A 24,822-nucleotide genomic window follows, 5' to 3' on the forward strand; every position below is an offset into this window, starting at 1 on the left:
TGCGCAGGGGACAATCCCACCCAAGACCGCGCCCCACGCTGTTCTTTGCATCACTTCCCGGCACAATAGGGGGCGAAAACTCCGGTTGACGTCAACCCTAGGGCAAAAAGGCCAAGCTTTGCGCGAGATGCGCGCTTTGGGCGGGCCATTCGGGCCTGCGCACGTCATAGCCACGCATTCCGGCCCTCTCGGCGGCAATAAGCCCTTCGTTGCTGTCTTCGAGCACCACGCAATCAGCGGGGCGAACCCCAAGCCGCGCGGCGGCGGTCAGATACAGCTCTGGTGCGGGCTTGGGATATTGCGCGTCTTCGCGGGTAATGACCTGATCGAACATGTCGCGCAGGCCCGTTGCGGCCAGAAAGGCGTGGGCGATGCGCGCTTCGCTATTGGTCACAACGGCCATGGGCACGCGCCCGTGCGCGGCCCGGACCAAGGCCAGAACACTGGGGTTCTCGCGCGCTTGGGCCGCGTGCTGGACCGTGCGGTCTATGCTGTCCACGCTTGCCTTGGCCATGTCCAGGGCAACGCCGTGGTCTGCCTGAAACCGCGCAAACAGATCGTCACGCCCCAGCCCTGTCCGCGCCATATACCAGTCCCGAGGCATCCGCCCGCCTTGCAGCAGAACCGCCTCGGAAATGGCGGTGAAATGCAGATCGCCCGTCAGCAGAAGCGTTCCGTCGCAGTCGATCAGCAGGGCGGCGGGCCTTGTCGGGCTATTTAAGTCAAGGCTGTGCGGGTGCGTCATGTCTTTGGGCTTTCGGGGAAAGATTGGCCAATGCGCCACGCATGGCGTCGGCGGTCAGGGGTTTCGGCAGTGTCGCGATGCGGCCGGGGAACTGCGCCACAAGCGGGTTCGACTGCGGCAGGTGGCCGGACACGACCAGCGCCCTTGCCTCTGGCCAGCGCGCCAGCGCTGCCTTGGCCAGCCGCCAGCCTTCGATCTGCCCATGCAGCGACAGGTCGGTGACAAGCAGGTCCACCGGCTGGTCAAGCAGGGCCAGCGCGGCGCTTGCGTCCGGGCCCACGCGCAGTGCCTTGGCCATCGGGGTCAATAGCTGCTGCGCGGCGGCGCGGTCGCGTGGGTCGTCTTCGACCAACACCACGCGGCCCAGCGCTGGCAGGGGGTCGGCGGATGTGCATAGCGGCAAGCTCAGCCGCACGCTGGTGCCTTGGCCCAGCTTGGACGAGATCTGCACATCGCCGCCGGATTGGCGGATGAAGCCGTAAACCATGGCCAGCCCCAGCCCGGTGCCCGTGCCATCGGCCCGCGCCGAGAAGAACGGCTCCATCGCGTGGGCCAGAACCTCTGGCGCCATGCCCGCACCGGTATCGCTGACCTCGATCACCGCCTGCGTGCCGCATTGGCGCACGCTGACGCTGATGCGGCCCGGCCCGGCAATCGCCTGCCCGGCATTCAGGCACAGGTTCAGGATGGCGCTTTCCATCTGGCCGGGGTCCACGCGCACCGGCAGCGGCTGCGCGCCGGTGGATATGTCCAGCTCGATTTCCTCGCGCAGGGCAAAGCCGACCAGATCGGCCATGCCTTCGACCAGTTGCGGCAGATCGACGGTCTCTGGTTCCAGATGCTGGCGGCGCGCGAAGGCCAGCAGGCGGCCTGTCAGCGACGCGCCAAGGTCTACCGCCACCCCGATGCTTTGCAGCAACGCCTCGCGCCGCGCGGGCGAGGCGGTGTCCATCATGTGCAGATTGCCCGCGATGGTGGACAAGATATTGCCGAAATCATGCGCGACCTCGCCCGAGACCTTGCCCAGCGCCTCGATCCGCTGGATCTGGCGCAGCCGGTCCTCCATCTGGCGGCGCTCTGTCGCGTCGGCGATCAGCACGACCGTGCCGCCCCCCGGCAGCGCGCTTTCGCGCAGCTCGATCACCGCGCCAGAGGGCAGCGACAGGCTGGACAGGCCCGCAGGCCCGTCATTGCTGTGCCAGCCTGCATCCGTGACCAGGTCTTGCAGCCGTGGGCGTTCGGTCAGCACGGCCGGATCGACCCGCAACAGCGGCGCAAGCCGGTCGTTATGGGCCACGATCTGGCCCTGGTCCGACAGGATGGCCACACCGTCGCTGATGCCGCTCATCATGTTCTCAAAAAGCGCGGTGCGCTGGGCCATCTGGCGGTGCGAGCGGTCCAGCCGCAACGCATTGGCCCGAAAGGCGCGAAAGGCGTAAAACAGCTTGCCGATCTCGTCGCCCTGCCCCTCGCCGCGCGGCAGGCGGGTCTGACGATCCCCCCCGGCCAAGCGCATCATCGCGTCGGAAATCGCGCGCAGGTTGGCGGTCACATAGCCCGACACATAAAGCGCCGCCGTCAGCGCCAGAACGGCGCTTGCGAAGACGACGGCCAAGAGGGTCGATTTGGCCAGGGCAATCGCGGTGGCGGTGCTGGCCTGTTCGGCGGCGATCAGTGCCTGCGCGTCTTGCGTAACCGCGCCGGCATGGGCCGTGACCGCCGCCGCACCTTGGCGGATGCGCACCAGCGCGGCCTCTGCCCCGATCTGGCGGGCAAGCTCTAGGCGCCGTAACTCGAACAGCCCGTCGCGCCCTTCTGCCACCTGCCGCAGCCGGGCCAGCCCCGGATCATCGCGCAGGGTGGTCATGGAGCGTGTCAGCCGGACATATTCGCGCTGGAATTCGCCCACGCCGATCAGGTTCTCTGCCCGGCCCGCGCCAAGCAGCGCCGCCGCCACGCTTTGCAGCGACAGCCCGCGCTGACGTTCGGCGAGTGTTGCATCGGGCTGGGCTGATAACGCAGCGAAATCGCGTTCCAGAGCGGCCAATTCGGCGGTCAGCCGCAAGGTTCGGTCGCGCAGCTCTGCGCGGGCAGAGCTGTCGCGCACCAGCGCCGCGATGGCGTCTTCGGTCCGGGCCAAGGCTTGTTGCAGGGCATGGTCGGTTGGCAAGCCATCGCTGAGAGCGCGGACAAGGGCGCTTGCCTGCTCGCCCTCTTGGGCGATGCGAAACGGGCTGTCGAGCGTCAGCAGGTAGGGCGCGAGCGTTGCGAGGTCTGCGGCCTTGCGCGACAAGGTCAGTGCACGCTCCACGCCCGAGACGGTTTCGCCTAGCAACCTGTCCAGCCTGTCATTTCCGCGCGTCAAGGCACCCCAGGCGATCAGCCCCACGCACAGCACCGCGATGGCCAGCGCCGTCAATGCTGCCAGCAGCCGCGCGCGAACCGACAACCGCCAGCGCGCCCGCGTCATGGGTGCGACCCGGTCACGAAGATGTAGCCAAGGCCGCGCCGGGTTTGCAGATGCACCGGCTTCGATGGCACCGCTTCGATCTTGCGGCGCAGGCGCAGGATCAGCACGTCAATCGTGCGGTCCATGTATTGCGACAGGTCATTGCCCAACTCGGTCAGCAACTCTGTCCGCGGGATGACCCTGTCGGGATGGCGCAGGAAATAATCCAGCAGGCGGTATTCGGCATTGGTCAGAGCGATCTCTGTGCCGTCCGGGCCAAGCAGTTCGCGGCGGGTCTGGTCCAGCCGGAACTGGCCGAAGGGCAGTATGGTGCTGGCGCTGCGATCGGGCGGCTGAAGCGCGGGATGGCCGGTGCGGCGCAGCACGGCGCGCAACCGGGCCAGCAATTCGCGCGGGTTGAAGGGCTTCATCATGTAATCGTCGGCGCCGGTTTCCAGCCCGATGATCTTGTCCATCTCGTCGCCGCGTCCGGTCAGCATCATGATCGGCAGGCCCAGCGTTTCGCGGATGCGGATGGCCAGGGTCAGCCCGTTCTCTCCGCGCAGGCGCAGGTCGATCAGGGCCATGTCCACGCGCGGGCGCGGCCCGAGCGCCATGAACGACGCGCCGTCCGGCAGCGGCAGCGGGGTAAAGCCGTTTTCGGCCAGCAATTCCGCCACGCTGTGCCGCAGGTCCGGGTCGTCGTCTATGATGGCCACGACCGGCCCGCCCTGTTCGGGCGCGGCACCGGTCATTGCCTGTGGCCGTGTCTCACCACCGGTAGACGGGTCTTCCATCTGTCCGCTCCTCCCTGCGCGTATCATGGCGCAACTGGCGGCGGCTGCAATGCCGGGCATATGTCCTGAATGACAGGGCAGGGCGCATTTTGTAACATTGTTCATAATTCTCCGGCGCAGATGACAGGTTGTTAACCTGCCAATCCTCGTTCGGCTGGGCGGCCCGTGCGAGGGTTGGGGACGTACCGTCATGGAGAGGCGGTCAATCCGGGAGGAGAAAACATGAAACTGTCCAGCATCAGCGCCCTTGCGCTGTCCACAGCCCTATTGGCCGCAGGCGCGGCGCAGGCCGAAACCCTGAGCGTGGTGTGTTCCAACGAACAGTCATGGTGCGACCTGATGGCGCAAAATTTCAAGATCGACACCGGCATCGACGTGGCCATGGTGCGCAAATCCACCGGCGAGGTTCTGGCGCAGATCCGCGCCGAAGCCGGCAACCCCAAGGTCGATGTCTGGTGGGGCGGCACGGGCGATCCGCATCTGATTGCCGCCAATGAAGGGCTGAGCACCCCATCGGGCGTGGACACATCTGGCCTGCTGGGCTGGGCGCAGAACATGGCCGACATGTCCGAAGGCCGCGCCATCGGCGTGCATGTGGGTCTGCTGGGTATGATGTATAACACCGAGGTTCTGGCCGAAAAGGGCTTGCCCGCCCCGGCCTGCTGGCGCGATCTGGCCAAGCCCGAATATAAGGGCGAAGTGACCGTGTCGAACCCGCAATCCTCTGGCACCGCCTATACCCAGCTTGCCACGCTTGTGCAGCTGTTCGGCGAGGACGAGGCCTTTGCCCTGCTGGCCGATATCGGGGCCAATGTGAACCAGCATACCAAGTCCGGCTCTGCCCCCGGCAAGATGGCCGCACGTGGCGAGACCACCATTGCGGTGGGGTTCATGCATGACATGGTCAACCTGAAAAAGCAGGGCTTCCCGGTCGAGATCGTCTCGCCCTGCGAGGGCACCGGCTACGAGGTTGGCGCGGTCAGCGTCATCAACGGCACACCCCATATGGAGGCCGCGAAAGCGTGGGTGGAATATGTCATCAGCCCCGAAGCGCAATCGCGCGGGTTGGAAGTGGGCGTGTTCAACATCCCCTCGCACCCCGAATCCGCGACCGACCCGGACGCGCCGGACATGACCTCGGTCAAGTTGATCGACTACGACTTCGCCACCTATGGCGCATCCGAAACCCGCGAGCGGCTGCTGGAACGTTGGGGTGCCGATGTAAAGGCCAAAGGCGGCAATTTCGAAGAGTGATCGTCTGATCGCATCACAGCCCGCGCCTTTCGGGGCGCGGGCCTTGTCTTGATCCGGGATGAACAAGATGCAACGCACGGCGAAGCTATGGCTTCTGGTCGGGCTGGCGGCTTATGCGCTTTTGCCCTGGTATATGATCCCCGGCGGGATCTGGTCGCCCGATTGGCTGGCGACATGGACCACCGACGCGCGCCCTGCGCTGTTCTGGGCACTGGGCGGGCGGCCATGGTTGCTGGCCCCGCTGGTCGGGCTGCTGGGCGCGGGCGCGGCGCTGGTTCTGTTGCGCGGGCTGGCACAGGCGCGCGCGCTGGTCGCAAGCGGCGCGCTGGGGCTTGTGCTGATGGCCGCGCAAGGCTTGGCGATCTTGGGTAACCGCGCAAGGTTCGACGCGCTGGAGGGGCTAACGCAGCCCGGTATGGGCGCGGGCGCGCTGCTGGTTGCAGCAGGGCTTTTGTTCATCCTGACCACTGGCATTTCGGGCTTGGGCCGGGGCCGGGGGGATGCGTTCATCACCGGCTTGGTGGGTGCGATCGTCGCGCTGGTGGGCATATTCGTCTTCTACCCGATGAGCTTTATCCTGATCCGCGCGTTCGAATTGCGCGGCGGCGCGGGGTTGGGCCTGTCGGAATTCCTGCCGCGTTTCCTGTCGCCCGAAATCTGGTCCATCGCCTGCCTTTTGGGCACCGGCTATTGCGGTGCTGCGATGAATTCGCTGCTGCTGGGCCTTGCGACCGCAACCGGCACCACCGTCATGGGGCTGGCCTTCGCGCTGATCTTCACGCGCACGGCCTTTCCGGCCAAGCGGTTCTTGCGCGTGCTGACGATCCTGCCCATCATCACGCCGCCTTTCGTGATCGGGCTGGTGCTGATCCTGTTGTTCGGGCGCTCCGGCACCATCACCGAATTCTTCGCCGACGCTTTCGGCTGGGAAAAGACCCGGTGGCTCTATGGCTTCTGGGGGGTTTGGCTGGCACAGATGCTGTCCTTCACCCCGATTGCCTTTCTGGTGCTGATCGGCGTGGTCGAAGGGGTCAACCCCTCGGTCGAGGAGGCTAGCCAGACGCTGGACGCAAATCGCTGGCAGACCTTTCGTTTCGTCAGCCTGCCGCTGATGCGTCCGGGGCTGGCCAATGCGTTCCTGCTGGGGTTCATCGAAAGCTTGGCCGATTTCGGCAACCCGCTGGTGCTGGGCGGCAATTTCAACGTGCTCTCGACCGAGATCTATTTCGCCATCGTCGGCACCGTGGCCGACCCGGCCAAGGCCGCGATCCTGTCGCTGACGTTGTTGTCGATGACACTGGGCGCTTTCCTTGCCCAACGTCTGTGGCTGGGCAAGAAGAACTACGCCACCGTCACCGGCAAAGGCGATAGCGGCCAACATGCCGGTCTTAACCCGGCCCTGCGCTGGGGGTGCTACGCGCTGGCGCTGCCTTGGGCCGTGTTCACGTTGGTTCTGTATGCGCTCATCATGTTCGGCAGTTTCGTCAAGCTGTGGGGCTATGACCACACCCTGACGCTGGAGCATTACAAACGCGCTTTCGGCATTATCGTGCGCAATGGCGTGCACCTGACGGGGGCGGCTTGGGACAGTTTCCTGACCACGCTGACCATTGCCGCCATCGCCGCCCCGCTGACCGCCGCCGTTGGCCTTGCAACCGCCTACCTGCTGGTGCGTCAGAAATTCGCCGGCAAGGACGCGTTCGAGTTTTCGACCATGCTGTCCTTCGCCATTCCCGGCACGGTGATCGGGGTGGCCTATGTCATGGCCTTCAACTTTCCCCCGATCGAACTGACCGGCACCGGGCTGATCCTGATTATCGTCTTCATCTTCCGCAACATGCCGGTGGGTGTGCGCGGCGGGATCGCGGCCATGAGCCAGCTGGATCGGTCGCTGGACGAAGCCTCGATCACGCTGGGGGCCAACAGTGCCACCACGCTACGCCGTGTGATCCTGCCGCTGATGGGTCCGGCGATTCTGGCCGCGCTGACCTATTCCTTCGTGCGCGCGATCACGTCGGTTTCCGCGGTCATCTTCCTTGTGTCGGCGCGCTACAACATGGCGACTAGCTTCATCGTCGGCCGGGTCGAGAATGGCGAATTCGGCATCGCAATCGCCTATGCGGCGGTGCTGATCGTGACCATGCTGCTGGCCATTCTTGCCCTGCAATTGCTTATCGGACGGCGCAAATTGCGCCGGGCCGACCGGCTTCAAACCAGCTGAGGGAAAACCATGAAAGGTTCCGTCCGTTTCGAGAATGTCACCAAGCGTTTTGGCTATGTCACAGCCCTCAAACCCCTGTCGCTGGACATTGCGCCGGGCACGCTGGTTACGCTGCTTGGGCCGTCGGGCTGCGGCAAGACCACCACGCTGCGGCTGATCGCCGGGCTGGAAAGCGCCACGGAAGGGCGCATCCTGATCGGCGGGCAGGACGTGACGCATCAGTCAGCCACCTATCGCGCGGTGTCGATGGTGTTTCAGTCCTACGCGCTGTTTCCGCATATGACCGTGCTGGAAAACGTGGGCTACGGGCTGATGGTCAAGGGTGCCCCCAAGTCAGAGGTCAAGGCCCGCGCCGAGCATGGGCTGGAGCAGGTCGGCCTGCGGGGCTTTGGCGACCGGCTGCCGTCGGAACTGTCTGGCGGCCAACAACAGCGCGTCGCGGTGGCCCGTGCCATCGTGCTGGAACCCGAGGTGCTGCTGTTGGACGAACCGCTGTCGAACCTTGACGCTAAACTGCGCCGCCATGTCCGCGAAGAGATCCGCCAGATCCAGCAGCAACTTGGCCTGACCGCCGTGTATGTCACCCATGACCAAGAAGAGGCGATGGCAGTCAGCGACCGCATCATCGTGATGAAGAACGCCGAGATCGCGCAGGAAGGCACGCCGCAAGACCTGTATGACCGCCCCGCCAGCGCCTTCATCGCCGATTTTATCGGCGATGCGAACCTGCTGGATGTGGAAATCTGTCAGGCAGGCACGCCCACGCAGGTAGCACTTCTGGATCGCAAACTGACGCTGCCGCTGGACAGTGCCAGCAAGGGCGCCGCGAAACTGGTGCTGCGCCCGCATGACATCCGGCTGGAACGCATTGCTGCGCCAGAGCGGTTGCTGGCAGAGGTCGTCTACGCGGCATGGCTGGGCAATACCGTGCAATATACCTTGGCAACAGAGGCCGGATCGCTTTTCGCCATCACGCCGCCCCATGCGCAGCCATTCGCAAAGGGCGAGCAGGTTTTTCTGGATTTCGACCTGGACAAGCTGCGCTTGGTGGCGGCTTAGGGCAAATCCATCTTGATGAGCAGTCTGGCGGGATCGTGTTCAGCTAGACCGGGTGGAATGCAGGGCTGCGGGATTTAGGGCGCTGTCGCCGCTTGATCGGTGGCGGTCGGCTGATCCGGGCCCGTTTCTGGTCCCGTTATCCGGATCAGCCCCAGGTCTTTCAGCACAAGGAAAACGGCCGGGGTGACGAACAGGGCAAGGAAGGTGGCCCCTGTCAGCCCGAAAGCAAGGCTTGCCACGATGGGGCGCAGGAATTGAGCTTGTGTCGATTGTTCAAACAACAACGGCCCCAGACCGACCACGGTCGTCAGCGATGTCAGGAAAATCGCGCGGAAACGGTCGCGCACGGCGTTGACGCTGGCATCCAGCAAGTGGTCCGCCGTGTCGGCATGGTCCTTGATGAATTCCACCAGCAGGATCGAGTTGTTCACCACGACCCCCGCAAGCGTTGCCAGCCCCACGAAGCTTGGCAGGGACAATTGCATCCCCAGCGCAATATGACCCCACATCATGCCGATCACGCCCAAGGGAATTGCCACGAAGACCGCAAGCGGCTGCACGAAGCTGCGGAACTGGAAGGCAAGGATCAGCCAGACCCCCGCAAGCCCAAGGCCAAGGTTGCGCATCAAGGACGCGCCCGTGGTCGCGGTGTCTTGCGCTTCGCCCACGACGATCACGCGCACCTCGGGGTGGCGTTCGGCCAGGGCGGGCAGGAAATCGGCGCGCATGGCGGCCATCAGCTCGCGCGCATTGGCGACGGCGGGGTTGATGGACCCGGTGACGGACACGGTGCGCTGTGCGTCGATCCGGGTGATAGAGGCATAGCCGCGTGTCTGCGTGATATCGGCCACGGCTGACAGCGGCACAAGCGCGCCGCCGGTGCCCTGCACGCGGATCGCGGCGATGTCGCTGGCGCTGGCGCGATCACCCGCATCCAGCCGCGCGACAATGTCCAGCCCACCCAAAGCGTCGCGCACTTCCAGCCCGGTATCCCCGCGCAGGCTGGCGCGCAGTTGGGTCGCGATGCTTTGCGCCGTGACCCCCAAGGCCGAGGCGGCGGCGGGCCGCAGGGAGATGACATATTCCGGCTTGCCGGGGCGCAGGTCATAGGTCACGTCACGCACCCCGCTGAAGCCACGGAAAAACGCGCGCATCTCGCGGGCCGTTGCCTCTAGCACCCGCAGGTCCGGCCCTTGCAGGCGCACGTCGATGGGTTTGCCGCCCACGCCCCGGTCCTTGTCGGTAAACCGCAGGCTGGCCATGTCGGGCATCGGCCCCGTGCGTTTGCGCCAGTCATCGACGATCTGGGTCACTTCGGTGGTGCGAATGCCCGCGGGCAGAAGTTTGGCGCTGACCGTCGCCATATGCGGCCCGCTTTCCGACGCGGCATCGGCATTCGTGCCGTAAGAGACGGTTATACCCTGCACCAGCGTCTGCCCGTCGGGCTGTTTCGGGGTTTCGTCGGCGTTCAGCGCTTCCAGCGCGGCGACGACCTTGCGCACGCGGGCCTCGGTCTGTTCGAGCGGGGCGCCTTGTGCCAGCAGCAACCGGGCCTCGACCGTGTCGCTTTCCAGCGACGGAAAGCTCTGGAACTTGACCAGCCCCGCGGTGAACGGGGCCAGCGACACGAGGAACAGGAAACCCGCCACACCCAGCGTGAAGTAGCGAAACCGCAGCGCGACCCGTGCCAGCGGCACGATGACCCCGTCGCGCAACTTGTCGAACGCGCCATTGACGGCCCGGTTTAACCGGTTCGGGCGCATATCGCCATGCAGCGCATGGGACAGGTGGTTGGGCAGCACCAGAAAGGCCTCTAGCAGGCTGACGATCAGCGTGATGACCAGCACAACAGGCAGGAATTTCAACACCGCACCGATTTGCCCGGCCATCAGGCCCAACGGCCCGACGATCATCACCGTCGTCAGGAATGACGCGACCACGCCCGGCCCCACCTGCGCCACGCCGTTGACAGCCGCTTGCATGGGCGCTTCGCCGCCAAGCCTGCGGCGGACGATGTTTTCCGAGATCACGATGGAATCGTCCATCAACAAGCCGATCGCGACCAACAGTGCGACCATGGTTATCATGTTGATGGACAGGCCCATCAGCTGCATCGCGAAGATCGTGCCAAGGAAGGAAACCGGCAAGCCAAGCGCCACCCAGAACGAGAAGCGCAGCCCGAAGAACAGCCCCATCACCAGCAAGACCAGCACCAGCCCTTGCACCCCGTTCGAGGTGATGATCCGCAGCCGGTCGGTGATGTTGGTCGTGCTGTCTTGCGAAATCGCCAGTTCGATACCTTCGGGCGCGGTCGCCTTCGCCTGCTCCAGCTGTGCCAGAACCGCGTCCATCACGCGCAGCGAATCCTGCGCGGCGGTCTTGGTCACGCTGACCACGGCAGCGCGCTTGCCATTGTAGAAAGTGGCATCGAACGCGTCGGCAAACGCGGTGCGGATCTGCGCCACGTCGCCCAGCAGCACCTCGCTGCCCAGCTCTGACGCGGTCAGGGGAATGGTGGCCAGGTCGCGGGCGGTTTGGCGCTCTCCGGCAAAGCGGACCAGCGCATCGCCCTGCGCCCCTTCCAGTGTGCCCGCTGGCATATCAAGGCTGTTGCGCGACAGCGCCGTGGCCACATCGGCAATGGTCAGGCCATAGCGTTGCAAGCTGGCCGCGTCGATCTCGATCACGATCTCGCGGTCGGAAAAGCCAGAGACCGACGCCTGCGAAATCATGGGATCGCGCTTGAATTCCTCGGCCAAGGCATCGGCATAGGCCAGCAGCACCGCCGGGTCGTCAGGGCCGGTCACGGCAATAGAGGCCACGTTGGCCACGCGTTCGACAATGCGCGTGACCGGCGCTTCCGCCCGCGCGGGGTAGGCCGTGACACCATCCACCGCCGCCTTCACATCGGCAGCGAAGCGGGTCATGTCGGCCCCCTCGACGATCTCGGCGGTCAGCACGGCCATGTTGTCGCGCGCCTGGCAGGCCAGTTGCGCAAGGTTCTCGACCGCGCGGATCGGGTCTTCGGCGACAAGGCAAATCCCGGCTTCCACCTCGGCGGGGGCCGCACCGGGATAGGCGATGCGCACCTCGACATCCGAGGGCGGCACTTCGGGGAAACTGTCGCGTTGCAGGCTTGGCAGGGCGGCCAGCCCCAGACCGATCAACAGGATCATCAGGATGTTGCCGGCGGTCGGGTGCGCCGCGAACAGGCGGATCACGGCTTGCCCCCGGTGCCTGCCGCAAGCTTGGCCAGCGATGCGGCAAGCGCTTCGTCCTCGACGGGTTTCACACTCATGCCCGGCATGGCGATGGCGGGGTCGGTGACGACAAGCTTGTCACCCGCGGCAAGCCCGTTTGCGACCACCGTCAGCCCATCCACGGTGAAAGCCGACTGCACGCTGCGCCGGGCCAACTTGCCCGCGTCATCGACAACCAGCGCGCGTCCTTCTGTAATGGCAGAGGCGGGCACCACCAGCGCCATGCGGGCGGGTGCGCTCAATTCCACCTCGACGAACATGTCGCGGCGCAGCGGCGGGCGCTCGCCCGCGACGGCCTGCGCCATGGGCTGATCGACGCGCACGATGATATTCGCGCTTTGCGTGCGCACATCCAGCATTTCGCTGACCCGGTCCACGACGGCAGGCCATTCTGCCGTTATGCCCGCGCTGCGCAAACGAACGACGGCGGACAGGTCCGTAACCGATTGCCCGCTGGGGATAGAGCGCACAAGCGGCCCCATCTGCGCCATCGGGAACTGCGCCGTCACCTCGGCCGCGTCCAGCCCGTCGCCCGAGAACAGCGTTGCCCCGCGCGTGACATACTGCCCAAGGTCGGCCTGAACCGTGCCCACCAACAGGTCGAACGGCGCGGCGATGCGCGTGAATTCCAGACTGCGGGCCGAACTGTCGCGCTGCGCGGCCAGAACCTGCCGCTCGGCCTCGTTCAGCATCAGCTGGTTCTCGATCTCGGTCAGCTTCAGGCGGGCCGCAAGTTCGGCCCGCGTCGCTTGGTCGAGCGCGGTCTGTGTGCTGACGCCGCTGGTCTGAAGCTCGCGCTGGCGGGCCAGTTCTGCGCGGCTGATGTCCAGATCCGCGCGGCTAAGCGCAAGGCTTGCCTGAAGCGTGGCGTCCTTCACCCCCAGCGCCGCGATCTGCGCGTCGATCTGCGCCAAGGCCAGCCGCAGGTCCGCGTCCTCTATGCGCAGCAGTTCCGTCCCGGCGGGAACCACGGTGCCGTTTGCCAGAAGCGGAGAGGTTTCAATGATCTCGCCGTCGATGCGGGCCACCGCGCGCCATTCATGCGCTGGGGCGACCGTGCCGTAACCCAGAACGCGGGGCACAAGCTCTATCGGGGCAAGGGTTATCACCCGCACCGGCGTCGGCTGGGGAACGGCTTCTTTTTGCGCGGCGGCTGAACTGAGCGTGCCGGACCAGGCGATTACGGCAAGGCCCATGCCGATCGGCACGAATAACGCAAGCGATCGGATCGCGATCTTGGCCAAAAGCTTCATCGAACGATCCTTCTGTCAGTCTGGTCTACGGCGCAAAGACTTGTGGCGCTTGGCTTCAAGCATTCTGCCCAATCGCGCCTGTTTGCAAGGAAAAATCCGATTGGCGGGTGCGTCCTTGTGGCCTGTCGGCCTACGCCCAAGGGAAGCGAACCTGTCGCAATCACAGGCCTTTTGCGGGATTTGTCAGGCCTTGATCCGCGACATGTTGTCCGTATCCGGGCAAACCTTCCAGCGGTGGAAGGTTTGTTGATCTGGGTCAAACACCCTGCCCGGAAATGCTCGCTAGAACGCGCCGAAAGACACCAAAGGAACATGACATGACCCTCACCCGCCGCAGCTTCATGCAGACAACCCTGATCGGTTCTGGCCTATTGGCAGCACCCGCGATCCTGAATGCCAGCGGGGCCATGTTGCCGCGTCTGACCCTGCAATCGCCGGGGTCGGGGCCGGGCATCCTGATCTCGCACGCGCTGGCCATCGGCGCGTTCGACGCCATCGCGGACGAGGTGGATTTCAGCATCTGGACGACGGGCGACGAGATGCGCGCGAATCTCGTCTCGGGCGATGTGCCGGTCACGGTGGTGCCGACCCAAGCGGGTGGCAGCCTGTATAACCGGGGCTTCGGCGTTCAACTGGTCTGCACCCTGACAGACGGGCATTGCGGGCTGGTCGCGCGCGATCTGGACAATCCGCAGGTGAGCGATTTGCGGGGCTTGCGCGTTGTCGTGCCTGCCTTCAACGATTTCACCGGCCATATGATGCGCTTGGCGCTGGCACATCATGGCGTCGGGCTGGACGAGCTGGAGCTGATCCCCGCCACCACCCAGATGGAGGCCGGGCAGGTCTTTTTGTCCGGACGTGCCGACGCCGCGCTGCTGGCCGAACCGGGGGCGAGCGCGGTGCTGGCAAAGGGGCGGGCCGACGGGCAAACCCTGTCGCGCGGCGTCCAGATGCGCGACGAATTGGGAGAGATCACGGGTCTGCGCGCCTCGCTTCCGCAAGCGTCGCTGGCGATCCGGGCCGATTTCGCTGCCCAGCATCCGGGCCTGCCCGCCGCGCTGCACATGGCTTTGGCCACTGCCGCCGAAAGCCTGAATGCCGACCCGGCCGCCGCCGCCGAGAATGCCGCGCCCCGGTTGAACCGCCCCAAACCCGTTCTGGAAACCGCGATCCCTTATTGCAACATCACTTCGATCCGCGCTTCGGAAGCGCGGCCAGAGATCGAGGCACTTTATCGCGCGCTTCTGGATGCCGATCCCGCGATCCTGGCCGGGAAGGTGCCCGATCCCGCGTTTTACGCGATCTGATGCGCGCAATGACCCGCACAATCGGCGCTCAGCTTGACCGGCTGCGCGTTGCGCCAGAGGAACTGGTGGAAACCGGGCTTGTCCTGCTGGGGCGGTGGCTGTTGCGTGTTGTCCCCGGCCTGCTGGGTGTGGCCTTGTTCCTGGGGCTTTGGCACTTGGGGCACCTGTCTTATGGGCAATTCATCCTTCCCTCGCCCGTGCAGACCTTGCAGGCGATCCTGCGCGTGCTGTCCTCTGCCGAAGGCTGGGGGCTGATCACCGCCACGATTGCACGGGTCGCGATGGCGCTGACGACGGCTGTCATGGTCGGCGTCGGGCTTGGGCTGGCTGCGGGTTATGTCACCTTCCTGCGCCGCATGTTTGCACCATTGGCGACGATCCTTCTGGGAATGCCCGCGACGGCTTGGGTCATCCTGACGATGATCTGGTTCGGTCCCTCGCACGGGTCCATCATGTTCACGATCACGCTGGTGACGACGCCGATGCTGTATCTGGGAACGGTGGATGCGGTGCTGACCCGTGACCGCAAGCTAGAGGACATGGCCGCCGCCTTTGGCGCGCGGGCATGGCAGCGGTTTACCCGCGTGGCGCTGCGCCAGATCCTGGCCACGCTGGCGCCGGTGTCGGGGATTACGCTGGCGCTTGGGTTCAAGGTGGCGATCATGGCTGAACTTGTCGCCAATGTTGCAGGCCTTGGCGGTGCCTTGGCGCGGGCGCGGGCCAATATGGATATCGACATGGCGCTGGCCTATGTGGCGCTGACGGTGGCGGCGCTGCTGGCCGTGGAATACGGCATGATTCGTCCGTTCCAGCGCCGGGTCGGTCAGTGGAAACGCGGGGGGGCGCTATGAGCGGTCTGGCGCTCGTCTCGATCAACCACGTGTATAACGGGCGCAGCGTGTTGCGCGATGTGTCGCTTCTGACCCAACCGGGAGAGGTGGTTGCCCTGGTCGGCCCCTCTGGCAGCGGGAAAAGCACCTTGGCGGCGATCGCGGCGGATGTCCTGACGCCAGACTCCGGCCGCATCCTGCGCAGCTACCGCCGGCATGGGATGGTGTTCCAGCAATCGCGGCTGCTGCCGTGGGAAAGCGCGCGCGGCAATATCGCGTTTCCGCTTGTTCTGGACGGGATGGCACGGGCCGACGCGTTCGAGCGCGCTGCTGAAGTCGCTGCCGCGGTCGCCCTTTTGCCCAGCGATCTGGAAAAGATGCCCGACCAGTTGTCGGGCGGGATGCGTGCCCGCGTGGCGATTGCACGCGCCTTGGCGGTTGCGCCCGATTTCCTGATCTTTGACGAACCCTTCGCCGCGCTGGATCCGGCCCTTCGCCGCAGGATGCAGGACTTAGTCATCCACCTGAGCGCGACGTTTGAATTCGGCGGGTTGTTCATCACCCATGACCTGACCGAAGCTGCGCGCATTGCGGATCGGATCGCGGTCCTTGACCGCAAGGGAGAGGGGATTCTCGGCAGCTTGAAACCCGAAGGACGCCCCGGCACCCGGTCCGAGGCCGCGATCTACGCGTTCGTGCAGCACGAAACCGCGACCAACCCTCTGCTTGCCGACCTTATGAATGTCGACGAACGCGCCCTGACATATGACGACGCCTGTGACACGTCGGGCCCAAGGCGCTGCTGCTAGACCAAGGTTGCGGGGAAAGGGGATGGCGGACAGTGAGCCCGCCATTGTGCCTTTTTTATCATTTTCAATCATATGCTTGGGTGAGAACAAAGCCCTATATTTCAAGGCAAAACCCCACATAAGCCATATGCAGGCTTGAGCAATCCGATGCACCCGGTTACATTTTCTATGTTGGGCTTTATGTGGGGTGTTAGAAATGCCGAAGATTGCCGAAGAACTGACCGCGCTGGATGTGAAGCGGCTGGCCCATCCCGGTGGCAAGCGCAACGTGCTGTTTTCGGTCGGGGGTGTGACCGGGCTTTACTTGCAGATTACACCGAAGGGCGGGCGCTCTTGGGTGTTGCGCATCAAGGTCGGGGCATTGCGCCGTGACATTGGCTTAGGCGGGTTTCCGACTGTCACGCTATCGCAGGCGCGCGACAAGGCCCGCGAAGCCCGCACCAAGATTGAACAAGGGATTGACCCGGTCGAAGAACGCAAGGCCACCAAGGCCGCGCTAATTGCCGCCCAGCGCCGTGGCCTGACCTTTGCCGACGCTGTGGACAAGGCGCTTGCCGCGAAGCTGGACGCATTCAAGAACGCCAAGCACCGCCAACAATGGGAAAACACCCTTGCGACCTATGCAACCCCCGATCTGGGCAAGATGCTGGTTCAGGACATAACCACCCAAGACGTGTTGCGCGTGCTGCAACCCATCTGGATGGACAAGACCGAAACCGCAAAGCGCGTGCGCGGTCGGATAGAGGCCGTTCTAAGCTGGGCCACGGTCGCAGGCCATAGGACAGGCGACAACCCCGCGCGCTGGGCTGGCAACCTGAAAGAACTGCTGCCCGCGCCTTCCAAGGTAGCCAAGGAAGGCAACCATCCCGCCTTGACGCTGGATGATGCCCCGCGCTGGTTTGCAGCTCTGCAAGCGCGTGAAGGCTTTGGCGCGCGGGCGCTGGAATTTGCAGCACTTACCGCCACCCGGTCGCAAGAGGTGCGCGGCGCGGTCTGGGATGAAATCGACCTAGACAACGCGCTTTGGATTATCCCGGCCCAGCGCATGAAAATGGACAAGGAACACCGCGTGCCATTGTCTGCCCGCGCGGTCGCAATGCTGAAGGCCCTTCACAAGCTTGAGGGCAACCCGCTGGTGTTTCCAGCCGCGCGCGGTGGGCAGTTGTCGGATATGACGCTATCGGCCACCATGAAGCGTATGCACGAATCAGACATATCCCAAGGCGGTGCAGGTTATCTTGACCGCGTATCGAAACGGCCCGCCGTGCCGCATGGCTTGCGCTCGACCTTTCGGGATTGGGTGTCGGAACTGACCACATATCCGGGCGACATGGCCGAAGTCGCGCTTGCGCACAAAATCAGCAACGCGGTGGAGGCCAGCTATCGGCGGGGCGACATGATTGAGAAGCGGCGGCGCATGATGGCCGATTGGGCCGATTTCATGGGCGGCAAGGCTAAGAGCGGCAAGGTTGTGAGGTTGGGATGAACTACGGCGACAAAGAAGACGATGAACTCGGATACAGCGACCTAGACGACTATGCAGAGGGCCTAGAACACTGGAGGTGGTGCGAGCACCTTTCCGTGCTCGAAGCGGCTATGTTGGTAGTTAACATTGACCCAAGCAAATACGAACCTGCATACCTGCCACGAATAGAAGAAGGACAGTTTCATAGAATTGGTACATCAAACCATGTTAAAAACTACTTTTACTCAGTCGAATTTGTTCCTGTATTTCGAGCGATTTCTTATGCAGTCATACGTGGTGAACTACCGTGCGATTTTTCGCATCTTGCACGAACTGTTCCTTACTATGAATTTGGAGATAGAACGGTGGCCGTTCCTGCCAATGACTTTGAGGGCGAGATTTCATTTGATGTTCTGATTCGGGCGGACAAGAAAGTGAAAGCCAACTTTGAAGTTTCGTCCTTCTCAGATGCCAATAAATTTTACTTTATCAAGGAACCTGACTGGACGCGTAGCAAGGTCAATGTATCTGATTTTAGAGATTGGATGAAAGCGCTTGGTCGAAAGCCAAAATTCTTTTTCCCAGATGCTTTAGAGGATTCCGATCTAATTCGAGACCCTTCACATGAACATTTCTCAGCCGAGTTGGATTTTGCGATTTCTGCTTGGCATGCACTATTGCAAAAGCGGAAATTTCCGACCGGTGTTAAAGCAGCTATTGAAAAGTGGATTGAAGACAATCCGGATGTTTGGCGCGGCAAAGAGCCGCTATCAAACGAAGCAAAAAGGCGGGTCACTACCTTAATTAACTGGAATAAATCAGGTGGTGCGCCAAAGACTGGTGGATAACCTAGCTAGCGGTTCAGGAGAACCAAAGCACCCGTTTAAGTCTATGAAATTTAATTACAAAATGGATTATTCACAAAATACCGACGGAAAATAGGCCGCCCCTCATACAGATGTTAAGTGATTTGCATGGCTAGGTTTAGCTAACCCACCTGACTATTCTTTGTGTGTGTTTCCGTAACAATGCACCCCAAAGCAACCCTTTGGAGGCGCATATGCCCGAAACCTACCTATCAGACCGCCAGCTTGGCGCGCGCTATTCGGTTCACTTTCTGACCCCAAGGCGCTGGGCCAAAGAAGACCCGACATTCCCCAAGCCCGTCAAACTAAGCCCGGGTTGCACAAGGTGGCGATTGTCTGACCTAGAGGCTTGGGAACAAGCGCAATCCGAAAACGCAGCATAACGAAACCGCCACCCGGCGGGGCGGCGGCCTATTCGTTATGGGCAGTTTGGGATTGTCTGTAGAATAGCACCACCCGCCTTTGGCTTCAATGCAAAGGCATTACCATGACAAAACAAGACCGCTGGTATTCCAGCCCGACCCAGATTTATTGGGCGTGCAAGGCGCTTATCAATGGGCGCGTGATATCGCACAAGACCGAAATCAGAGAGGTGAAGGGGTGGCGTTTAGGCGCAATCATCCACCTGCTGAAATCGAAATACAACTGGCCTATCGACGTCGAATACAAAGGGTCGGAGTATGTCGCACATTACAGCTTGCGGCCCGGAACTGACACAACCCGGCTAAACTACCCCGCCAGCGCCAAGACCTTGGCAGATGGGGGCGACACATGACCCGGTTGCAAGTCCTGTATCTGCGCAGGCTTCACGGCCTGACCGAAGCGCAAGCCAATGCCATTGCGGCGCTGGTTTGGGGGTTGTGACATGGGCGCGCAACGTCAAGAACACCTGCCCGACGATTTCAGAAACGAGCTTGCCCGCATTTCGCGGGCGGGCTTCCCCCTCTTGCCGCTTGGCGGTGGCGACGATGGCAAAGCCCCGCTCTTGCGGGCATGGGCTGGCCCCCGCTTGCCGCTGGCCCGAATCCTGGCCCCGCTCTATCGGTCGGGATCGCAGGTCTATGGTATCCGGCTAGATGGCTTGGCGGTGGTCGATTGCGACGAAGACGACCCCGAACTGGTGGCCAAGCTAGAGGCGCGCTTTGGCCCTTCCCCGGTGCATGTGAAGACCCCGCGCGGGCGGCATTTGTATTACCGCGCGTATTGCGCAGAAAAGCCCCCGAACCTGCGCGCCGAAGGTCTGCCCGTTGATATCAAGACGGGATCGCGCGCCTATGTGGTCGGGGCTTGCTCTATCCGGCCCGATGGCGGGCGCTATAGCCCTATCATGGGCGCGCTGGGCGTGGATGCCCTGCCACCCTTGCGCATGGCCCCAAGGCTGCCCAGCGCCGCGCAAGAGCTTGTCCCGGTCGGGTTTCGACACATCCAGCTTGTGAAAGAGGCGGTCGCAATGGTCGAACATGTGGACAGCGCCGAAGAACTCGCGCGCAATCTTGAGGCGGTCAGAGATGACCTTTGCCAAGAGGCCAGCACCATGCCCGTTAGTGAGGTGATAGCGATTGCCGGATGGGCTTGGCGGGCGCGTCTAGAGAACCGGATATTCAAAGGGCGTGACAGCGCCGTGTCCCTGCACCGCCTTGCACTGGACGCTCTGCGCAAATGGCATAACGAAGCTGACGCAATCGCGCTTTTCGTGCTGCTACAGGACATGCACGGCCACAGCCCCGGCAAGCGGTTTGCGCTCGATTTCAAGGCTATTCGCGCGGCGGGGCTTTCTGGTCAGTCAATCCCGCGCCTGCGTGCTGCCCGCCGAACCCTAGAGGCGGTCGGGCTGGTCAGGCTGGTAGGCAACCATCGGGCAGGGTCTAAGCACCAGACGTTCACTTTGGCGCAGTTACGCACGACGGGCGGTGATGGGGAAGGCATTGTGAACATTGGCAAACCAAGCCCAAGAGGGCAGAATGATTAGCGCCCTATTTACCTTATGCCCTGCGGCGTTCACCGCAAGTCACGAAAAAAAGGAACTCTTCATGCGCTACCTTTTCGCCTGTCTTACAATTTGTGCTGGCCCCGCATTTGCTCAAGTTAATGATGCGTCTATCGTCGCCCGTTGTGACGCCGAATGGGGCAACGACTTCCAAATGGTTGCGTTCTGCCGGGAACAACAGCGCACAGCAGGTAGTCGGTGGGTTGCAATTGTTGAGAGCGCTTCACTCGAAACACCCACAGCCAGCATTGTGGCGCGCTGCATGGGCGAATGGGGCGATGACTACCAGATGTTGGTCTTTTGCCATGACCAACAGCAGACCGCGTTGCAAAGCCTAGAAAGCGAACCCGACGATGTGCCCGGCGAAGTGATGAACTCAATTTTGAGGCGGTGCACAGCCGATTGGGATGACGACTACCAAATGCTTGTGTTCTGCCGTGACCAGCAAGTGACTGCATGGCGAAGCCTGCAATGACGCTTGGCACTCGAAGTGGCACGCTGCATGGGCGGGGGAAAGCAGGGGAAGGGTCTAAGATTACATATGACGCCTGAAATCGAACCTACAAAACCGATCCGAAAGGAACTGCCCGATATGGCAAACGACGAGCTCACAGACGATGCCCGACTAAATGAGGCAATCGACAAACTGCCCAAAGAGAAGCACGACAGGCTGGCCCAGATCGCCAAGGATATGCTGGCCCGCGATGTTGCGCCTTCCATGAAGCTGGAAATGAAAGATGACGTCTTGTCGATTGGTCTGGAAAGTGACGACCTAGCGACTGCCACGCTCTTGCAGATGGCAGACATAGGCACGCGCGACCAAGACTTTCATGCGGGGCTTGTCGGGCAGATAGCTTGCCTAGGGTCGCACAAGCGCAATATCGACAGCGCAAATTCCAACTTTGTCATGGCAGTTGTCCGGTCGATTGAGCCGCGCGATGAACTGGAGGCCATGCTTGCCACGCAGATGGGCGCTATTCATGCCGCGACCATGATGATGGCGCGCAAACTCAATCATGTGAACACTATCCCGCAACAGGACAGCGCCGAAAGAACGCTTAACAAGCTGGCCCGGACCTTCACCACGCAGATGGACGCCTTGAAGCGATATAGGACAGGCGGGCAACAGAAAGTCACGGTCGAACACGTCACGGTCAATTCAGGCGGTCAGGCGATTGTGGGCGCGGTGCAGACGGGTGGAGGGGGGTGCAAGTGAAAACCCCCGACAACCCCAAGCACCCCGCCCAGCGCCTAGCAGATGCCCCGCGTTGCACCGCGACAGCCAAGAGCACGCGTTGCCGCTGCAATGCCCCCGCCGTGAAGGGCTGGACGGTTTGCCGGATGCATGGCGCGCGCGGTGGTGCACCCTATGGCCCCGCCAATGGTCGGTGGCAGCATGGCGACAGAACAAAGGCAAGCGACGACATGCGCCGCGCTATGGCCCAGCTTATGCGAAAGGCGCGCGAAACCGCCCAGAAAATCTAAACCCTTTACTACGCCACCGATACTGCGGAGAGATAGTTGCTTACGGAGAAAGAAATGGATGAAGTTTCAGAGTGGTTGGCACAGCATCAACCGAATTGGGCTGAAGTGAGGCAGGAGCAGAATCAAATCCTGTTTGGATTCGCGATGCTATGGCCCATTTTCGAGGCTCGGATTACCCAGAAAGACGGCAATCAAGCAGACCCAGAACGTATCAAGCGCGAAGTTGAGAAGCTTGAAAACTATGTTGCCCCAGCTGCAGTGAACGAAGCGTTCGACTACTATCGTGACCGCTATTTCAAAGGTGTTAATGCTCGTGCAAGGCGCGATGCGCTAAGTGGAGGGCGAAGGCTACCGGATGAAATCGGACAGGGGTTTAATGCCCCCAAGCCGAGTGATTCTCAAAGACTTCTAGCCGTTCTTCTGGTGATTAGTCGTCTTCGGAATAACTTCTTTCATGGGCAGAAAGCGCAATATGGCTATCAAGAGCAGAAAGAGAACTTCCAACACGCGAACAAAGTGCTGATGGAGGTTTCGGTGCTATGGAATGGCAACCCATAGTCTCGCCAAGCGTTTTTTCTATGTGGGGCTTTATGTTGGGTGCAAGGCCAAAACGACAATTTTATACAATTAAATCAATGGGTGATGGCGGACAGTGAGGGATTCGAACCCTCGAGACGGTTCCCCGCCTACACACTTTCCAGGCGTGCGCCTTCGACCACTCGGCCAACTGTCCAGCGTGCGCGTCATAGCGCGGGCACCCCGAGGGCGCAAGCCACGTTTTGCCCTAGGGCAAAGCGGCGTGGCGGTTCACGTCCTTGTAAAGCAGATAGCGGAACGGCTCTGGGCCGCCAGCGTAGCAGGCCTGTGGGCAGAAGGCGCGCAGCCACATGAAATCACCCGCTTCCACCTCGACCCATTGCTGGTTCAGGTGGTAGACGCCCTTGCCCTGCAATACGTAAAGCCCGTGTTCCATGACATGGGTTTCGTCGAACGGGATGACCGCTCCGGGCATCAGGGTGACGATGGTCACATGCATGTCATGGCGCAGGTCTGTCGGGTCCATGAAACGGGTGGTGGCCCAGCCGCCATCTGTGTCGGGCATGGGGTTGGGGGCGATGTCCTGCTCTTGCGCGAAGAAGGCATCGGGCGCGGGCAGGCCGTCGACCGCGATGTAGCGCTTGCGGATCCAGTGGAATACGGCGCCCTCTGTGGTGCGGATGGTCCAGCCCGCGCCCGCTGGCAGATAGGCGAAACCGCCCATGCCCAGACTGTGGGTGGTGCCGTCCAGCGTGATATCGACCGCGCCTTCGACCACGAAGATCGCGCCCTCGGCATTGGGGTCCGTCTCTGGCCGGTCGCTGCCGCCGCCCGCGCCCAACTCGACAATGTATTGCGAGAAGGTTTCGGCAAAACCGCTGAGCGGGCGGGCCAGAACCCAGAAGCGTGCATTGTCCCAAAATGGCAGGGCGCTGGTCACGATATCGGACAGCACCCCGCGCGGGATGACCGCGAAAGCTTCGGTGAACATGGCCCGGTCTGTCACAAGCTGCGATTGCGGGGGCAGGCCGCCCTTGGGCACGAAATACTTGCGGGCGGGGGTTTTGGGCTGGGTCATCGGCGGGCCATTATCTTGAGATGCCCCGCTACCCTAGCCCTGCCACGCCCCGCCGACTAGCGCGGAAAGCCGACAGGTGCTTTCGGCATTTCCGGGCAATCAGCCAGCCGGGCGCAGGCGGAGCAGCTTGCCATCTTCGCCATCGGTCAGGACATAGATGAAGCCGTCCTCCGGCCCGACAGCCACATCGCGGATGCGCCAGTTCTGCCCGTCCAGCAGGCGGGCGACGGGGGTGAGTTCGCCGCCCTCCTCGTCGAACAGCGCAAGGTAGCGGTGCAAAAGGTTGCCGATCAGCAAATGGCCCTGCCAGTCCGAAAACGCATCGCCGTCATAGAACACCATCCCAGAGGGCGGGTTGTGGTTGTCGCGCCCGGCGGGCCAGTGAAAGGCCGGTGCCACGAATCCGTCACCGGGCTGGTGGGGCGGGGCGAATTCGTCGCCGCCGCGATAGGTGACGCCGAAGGACGCCAGCGGCCAGCCGTAATTGCCGCCGCGCTGGATGACATTCACCTCGTCGCCGCCCGCCTCGCCATGTTCGGCGACCCAGACCGCGCCGGTGTCCGGGTGAACCGTCATGCCCTGAATGTTGCGGTGGCCGTAGGACCAGATCGCGGCAGCAGCGCCCGTTTGGCCCACAAAGGGGTTGTCGGCGGGGATTTCGCCGTCAAGCGTCAGGCGGATGACCGACCCGTTCTCGCTGCCAAGGTCTTGGGCAATGTGGTCAGGGCCGAAATTCTTGAAGCCCCGGTCGCCGAAGCCCGCGAAGACATGCCCGTCGGCAAAGGCAATGCGCGAGCCGAAATGCGCGCCGCTGTCAATGCCGGGGCTGACGGCGTGCAGCACCTCTAGGTCGCGCAGCGCCATCCCGTCCAGCCGCGCGCGGCCGAGATGGGTGGTCGTCCCGCCCTCTGCCGCGCCCGTCCATGTCATGTATAGCCAGCCGCTTTGGGCAAAATCGGGCGCGGCGGCAATGTCCAGAAGCCCGCCTTGGCCGCCAAAGACCACATCGGGCGCGCCGGTCAGTTCAACCAGCCCGTCCGGGTGCCACAACAGCACATCGCCGCCGCGCAGGGTGAGTGCGATGCGGTCGGTGCCGGGCAGGAAATCGAAACCCCAAGGGCGATCAAGGTTCTCTTGCAGCATTTCTATCGTGTAATCCTGCGCGTTGGCGGGGGCGGCGAAGGCAAAGCTTGCTGCGACGAGCATCGGGTAAAGGTGGCGGTGCATGGCGTCTCCTTTCTGTTTAGGTTGAACAAAGCGCGATTGCGGGAAATTCAACTCACGATGCCGCGTGCACCCTGCTTTTCCTTGACTCCGGGCGCGCTTGTCCGTATCGCCCAACGAAATACCCGGAAGCGATAGCCTTCCGGTCCTTTGGTGCAGCCAAGGATCGCCACCCACCAGCGCGTTGCGCCCGTGG

General features: G+C 62.8%; 20 protein-coding genes and 1 tRNA gene. 13 read left to right on the top strand and 8 right to left on the bottom strand.

Features of this window, described 5'->3' with window-relative positions:
• Positions 1–97 precede the first annotated feature (97 nt).
• Genes J1C52_RS05280 through J1C52_RS05290 form a run of 3 tightly spaced genes read right to left on the bottom strand, consistent with a single transcriptional unit; the run spans position 98 to position 3,991 of the window.
• Positions 98–745 (bottom strand): HAD family hydrolase, encoded by a 648-nt coding sequence (locus J1C52_RS05280; protein WP_227426878.1) that lies wholly within the window; start codon positions 743–745, stop codon positions 98–100.
• Positions 723–3,215: an ATP-binding protein gene (locus tag J1C52_RS05285; RefSeq protein ID WP_227426879.1), complete on the bottom strand. Its 2,493-nt coding sequence runs from the start codon at positions 3,213–3,215 to the stop codon at positions 723–725. The genes J1C52_RS05280 and J1C52_RS05285 overlap by 23 nt, the downstream gene beginning before the upstream one ends.
• Positions 3,212–3,991 carry a response regulator gene (locus J1C52_RS05290; protein ID WP_227426880.1) on the bottom strand — a complete coding sequence of 260 codons (780 nt, stop codon included), beginning with the start codon at positions 3,989–3,991 and terminating at the stop codon, positions 3,212–3,214. Before J1C52_RS05290 ends, J1C52_RS05285 begins: the two co-directional genes overlap by 4 nt.
• Positions 3,992–4,213: 222 nt before the next feature.
• Here J1C52_RS05290 and J1C52_RS05295 point away from each other — a divergent pair, with 222 nt between their 5' ends.
• The 3 genes from J1C52_RS05295 to J1C52_RS05305 all read left to right on the top strand — a co-directional run bounded on the left by J1C52_RS05295 (position 4,214) and on the right by J1C52_RS05305 (position 8,525).
• Positions 4,214–5,245, top strand: a complete 1,032-nt coding sequence (locus tag J1C52_RS05295) for an ABC transporter substrate-binding protein (RefSeq protein WP_227426881.1) — start codon at positions 4,214–4,216, stop codon at positions 5,243–5,245.
• A 67-nt stretch (positions 5,246–5,312) separates the two neighbouring features.
• Positions 5,313–7,466, top strand: coding sequence for an ABC transporter permease (locus J1C52_RS05300; RefSeq protein ID WP_227426882.1), 2,154 nt, complete (start codon positions 5,313–5,315; stop codon positions 7,464–7,466).
• A 9-nt stretch (positions 7,467–7,475) separates the two neighbouring features.
• Positions 7,476–8,525 carry an ABC transporter ATP-binding protein gene (locus J1C52_RS05305; protein WP_227426883.1) on the top strand — a complete coding sequence of 350 codons (1,050 nt, stop codon included), beginning with the start codon at positions 7,476–7,478 and terminating at the stop codon, positions 8,523–8,525.
• A gap of 74 nt (positions 8,526–8,599) precedes the next feature.
• On the opposite strand, the gene J1C52_RS05310 is transcribed toward J1C52_RS05305, so the two are convergent.
• Together J1C52_RS05310 and J1C52_RS05315 are read right to left on the bottom strand one after the other, a co-directional pair.
• Complete coding sequence (locus tag J1C52_RS05310; RefSeq protein WP_227426884.1) at positions 8,600–11,746, bottom strand: efflux RND transporter permease subunit; 3,147 nt, start codon at positions 11,744–11,746, stop codon at positions 8,600–8,602.
• Complete coding sequence (locus tag J1C52_RS05315) at positions 11,743–13,038, bottom strand: efflux RND transporter periplasmic adaptor subunit (protein WP_227426885.1); 1,296 nt, start codon at positions 13,036–13,038, stop codon at positions 11,743–11,745. Before J1C52_RS05315 ends, J1C52_RS05310 begins: the two co-directional genes overlap by 4 nt.
• A gap of 317 nt (positions 13,039–13,355) precedes the next feature.
• Between J1C52_RS05315 and J1C52_RS05320 the strand changes: the two genes are divergently transcribed.
• From J1C52_RS05320 to J1C52_RS05365, 10 genes are all read left to right on the top strand, one after another.
• Complete coding sequence (locus J1C52_RS05320; protein ID WP_227426886.1) at positions 13,356–14,345, top strand: ABC transporter substrate-binding protein; 990 nt, start codon at positions 13,356–13,358, stop codon at positions 14,343–14,345.
• A gap of 8 nt (positions 14,346–14,353) precedes the next feature.
• Positions 14,354–15,196, top strand: coding sequence for an ABC transporter permease (locus J1C52_RS05325; protein WP_227426887.1), 843 nt, complete (start codon positions 14,354–14,356; stop codon positions 15,194–15,196).
• Positions 15,193–15,984 (top strand): ABC transporter ATP-binding protein, encoded by a 792-nt coding sequence (locus tag J1C52_RS05330; protein WP_227426888.1) that lies wholly within the window; start codon positions 15,193–15,195, stop codon positions 15,982–15,984. The genes J1C52_RS05325 and J1C52_RS05330 overlap by 4 nt, the downstream gene beginning before the upstream one ends.
• Positions 15,985–16,180: 196 nt before the next feature.
• Entirely contained in the window at positions 16,181–17,470 is a 1,290-nt protein-coding gene (locus J1C52_RS05335) for a tyrosine-type recombinase/integrase (RefSeq protein ID WP_227426889.1), read from the top strand.
• Positions 17,467–18,297, top strand: coding sequence for a hypothetical protein (locus J1C52_RS05340; RefSeq protein WP_227426890.1), 831 nt, complete (start codon positions 17,467–17,469; stop codon positions 18,295–18,297). The genes J1C52_RS05335 and J1C52_RS05340 overlap by 4 nt, the downstream gene beginning before the upstream one ends.
• A gap of 505 nt (positions 18,298–18,802) precedes the next feature.
• Positions 18,803–19,090: a hypothetical protein gene (locus tag J1C52_RS05345; RefSeq protein ID WP_227426891.1), complete on the top strand. Its 288-nt coding sequence runs from the start codon at positions 18,803–18,805 to the stop codon at positions 19,088–19,090.
• 90 nt (positions 19,091–19,180) lie between these two features.
• Positions 19,181–20,284, top strand: a complete 1,104-nt coding sequence (locus J1C52_RS05350) for a bifunctional DNA primase/polymerase (protein ID WP_227426892.1) — start codon at positions 19,181–19,183, stop codon at positions 20,282–20,284.
• Between the two features lie 61 nt (positions 20,285–20,345).
• Positions 20,346–20,777, top strand: a complete 432-nt coding sequence (locus tag J1C52_RS05355; RefSeq protein ID WP_227426893.1) for a hypothetical protein — start codon at positions 20,346–20,348, stop codon at positions 20,775–20,777.
• 66 nt (positions 20,778–20,843) lie between these two features.
• Positions 20,844–21,518 (top strand): hypothetical protein, encoded by a 675-nt coding sequence (locus J1C52_RS05360; protein WP_227426894.1) that lies wholly within the window; start codon positions 20,844–20,846, stop codon positions 21,516–21,518.
• Between the two features lie 323 nt (positions 21,519–21,841).
• The gene (locus J1C52_RS05365) at positions 21,842–22,345 is read left to right on the top strand and encodes a hypothetical protein (RefSeq protein WP_227426895.1); all 504 of its coding nucleotides are present in this window, start codon (positions 21,842–21,844) and stop codon (positions 22,343–22,345) included.
• An 85-nt stretch (positions 22,346–22,430) separates the two neighbouring features.
• On the opposite strand, the gene J1C52_RS05370 is transcribed toward J1C52_RS05365, so the two are convergent.
• The 3 genes from J1C52_RS05370 to J1C52_RS05380 all read right to left on the bottom strand — a co-directional run bounded on the left by J1C52_RS05370 (position 22,431) and on the right by J1C52_RS05380 (position 24,629).
• Positions 22,431–22,520: transfer RNA gene (locus J1C52_RS05370), tRNA-Ser, on the bottom strand.
• A gap of 51 nt (positions 22,521–22,571) precedes the next feature.
• On the bottom strand, positions 22,572–23,402 hold the full coding sequence (locus J1C52_RS05375) for a bifunctional allantoicase/(S)-ureidoglycine aminohydrolase (protein WP_227426896.1): 831 nt from the start codon (positions 23,400–23,402) through the stop codon (positions 22,572–22,574).
• Between the two features lie 99 nt (positions 23,403–23,501).
• The gene (locus tag J1C52_RS05380) at positions 23,502–24,629 is read right to left on the bottom strand and encodes a PQQ-dependent sugar dehydrogenase (RefSeq protein ID WP_227426897.1); all 1,128 of its coding nucleotides are present in this window, start codon (positions 24,627–24,629) and stop codon (positions 23,502–23,504) included.
• Between the last annotated feature and the right edge of the window lie 193 nt (positions 24,630–24,822).

The sequence above is a fragment of the Roseibaca sp. Y0-43 genome (assembly GCF_020667835.1).
Classification (GTDB): Bacteria; Pseudomonadota; Alphaproteobacteria; order Rhodobacterales; family Rhodobacteraceae; genus Roseinatronobacter.

Coding starts and splice junctions, on each gene's coding strand:
- J1C52_RS05360 (WP_227426894.1), top strand. CDS start 20,844: ATGACGCCTGAAATCGAACCTACAAAACCGATCCGAAAGGAACTGCCC.
- J1C52_RS05305 (WP_227426883.1), top strand. CDS start 7,476: ATGAAAGGTTCCGTCCGTTTCGAGAATGTCACCAAGCGTTTTGGCTAT.
- J1C52_RS05290 (WP_227426880.1), bottom strand. CDS start 3,991: ATGGAAGACCCGTCTACCGGTGGTGAGACACGGCCACAGGCAATGACC.
- J1C52_RS05325 (WP_227426887.1), top strand. CDS start 14,354: ATGACCCGCACAATCGGCGCTCAGCTTGACCGGCTGCGCGTTGCGCCA.
- J1C52_RS05375 (WP_227426896.1), bottom strand. CDS start 23,402: ATGACCCAGCCCAAAACCCCCGCCCGCAAGTATTTCGTGCCCAAGGGC.
- J1C52_RS05285 (WP_227426879.1), bottom strand. CDS start 3,215: ATGACGCGGGCGCGCTGGCGGTTGTCGGTTCGCGCGCGGCTGCTGGCA.
- J1C52_RS05330 (WP_227426888.1), top strand. CDS start 15,193: ATGAGCGGTCTGGCGCTCGTCTCGATCAACCACGTGTATAACGGGCGC.
- J1C52_RS05295 (WP_227426881.1), top strand. CDS start 4,214: ATGAAACTGTCCAGCATCAGCGCCCTTGCGCTGTCCACAGCCCTATTG.
- J1C52_RS05350 (WP_227426892.1), top strand. CDS start 19,181: ATGGGCGCGCAACGTCAAGAACACCTGCCCGACGATTTCAGAAACGAG.
- J1C52_RS05365 (WP_227426895.1), top strand. CDS start 21,842: ATGGATGAAGTTTCAGAGTGGTTGGCACAGCATCAACCGAATTGGGCT.
- J1C52_RS05280 (WP_227426878.1), bottom strand. CDS start 745: ATGACGCACCCGCACAGCCTTGACTTAAATAGCCCGACAAGGCCCGCC.
- J1C52_RS05380 (WP_227426897.1), bottom strand. CDS start 24,629: ATGCACCGCCACCTTTACCCGATGCTCGTCGCAGCAAGCTTTGCCTTC.
- J1C52_RS05315 (WP_227426885.1), bottom strand. CDS start 13,038: ATGAAGCTTTTGGCCAAGATCGCGATCCGATCGCTTGCGTTATTCGTG.
- J1C52_RS05340 (WP_227426890.1), top strand. CDS start 17,467: ATGAACTACGGCGACAAAGAAGACGATGAACTCGGATACAGCGACCTA.
- J1C52_RS05335 (WP_227426889.1), top strand. CDS start 16,181: ATGCCGAAGATTGCCGAAGAACTGACCGCGCTGGATGTGAAGCGGCTG.
- J1C52_RS05345 (WP_227426891.1), top strand. CDS start 18,803: ATGACAAAACAAGACCGCTGGTATTCCAGCCCGACCCAGATTTATTGG.
- J1C52_RS05355 (WP_227426893.1), top strand. CDS start 20,346: ATGCGCTACCTTTTCGCCTGTCTTACAATTTGTGCTGGCCCCGCATTT.
- J1C52_RS05320 (WP_227426886.1), top strand. CDS start 13,356: ATGACCCTCACCCGCCGCAGCTTCATGCAGACAACCCTGATCGGTTCT.
- J1C52_RS05300 (WP_227426882.1), top strand. CDS start 5,313: ATGCAACGCACGGCGAAGCTATGGCTTCTGGTCGGGCTGGCGGCTTAT.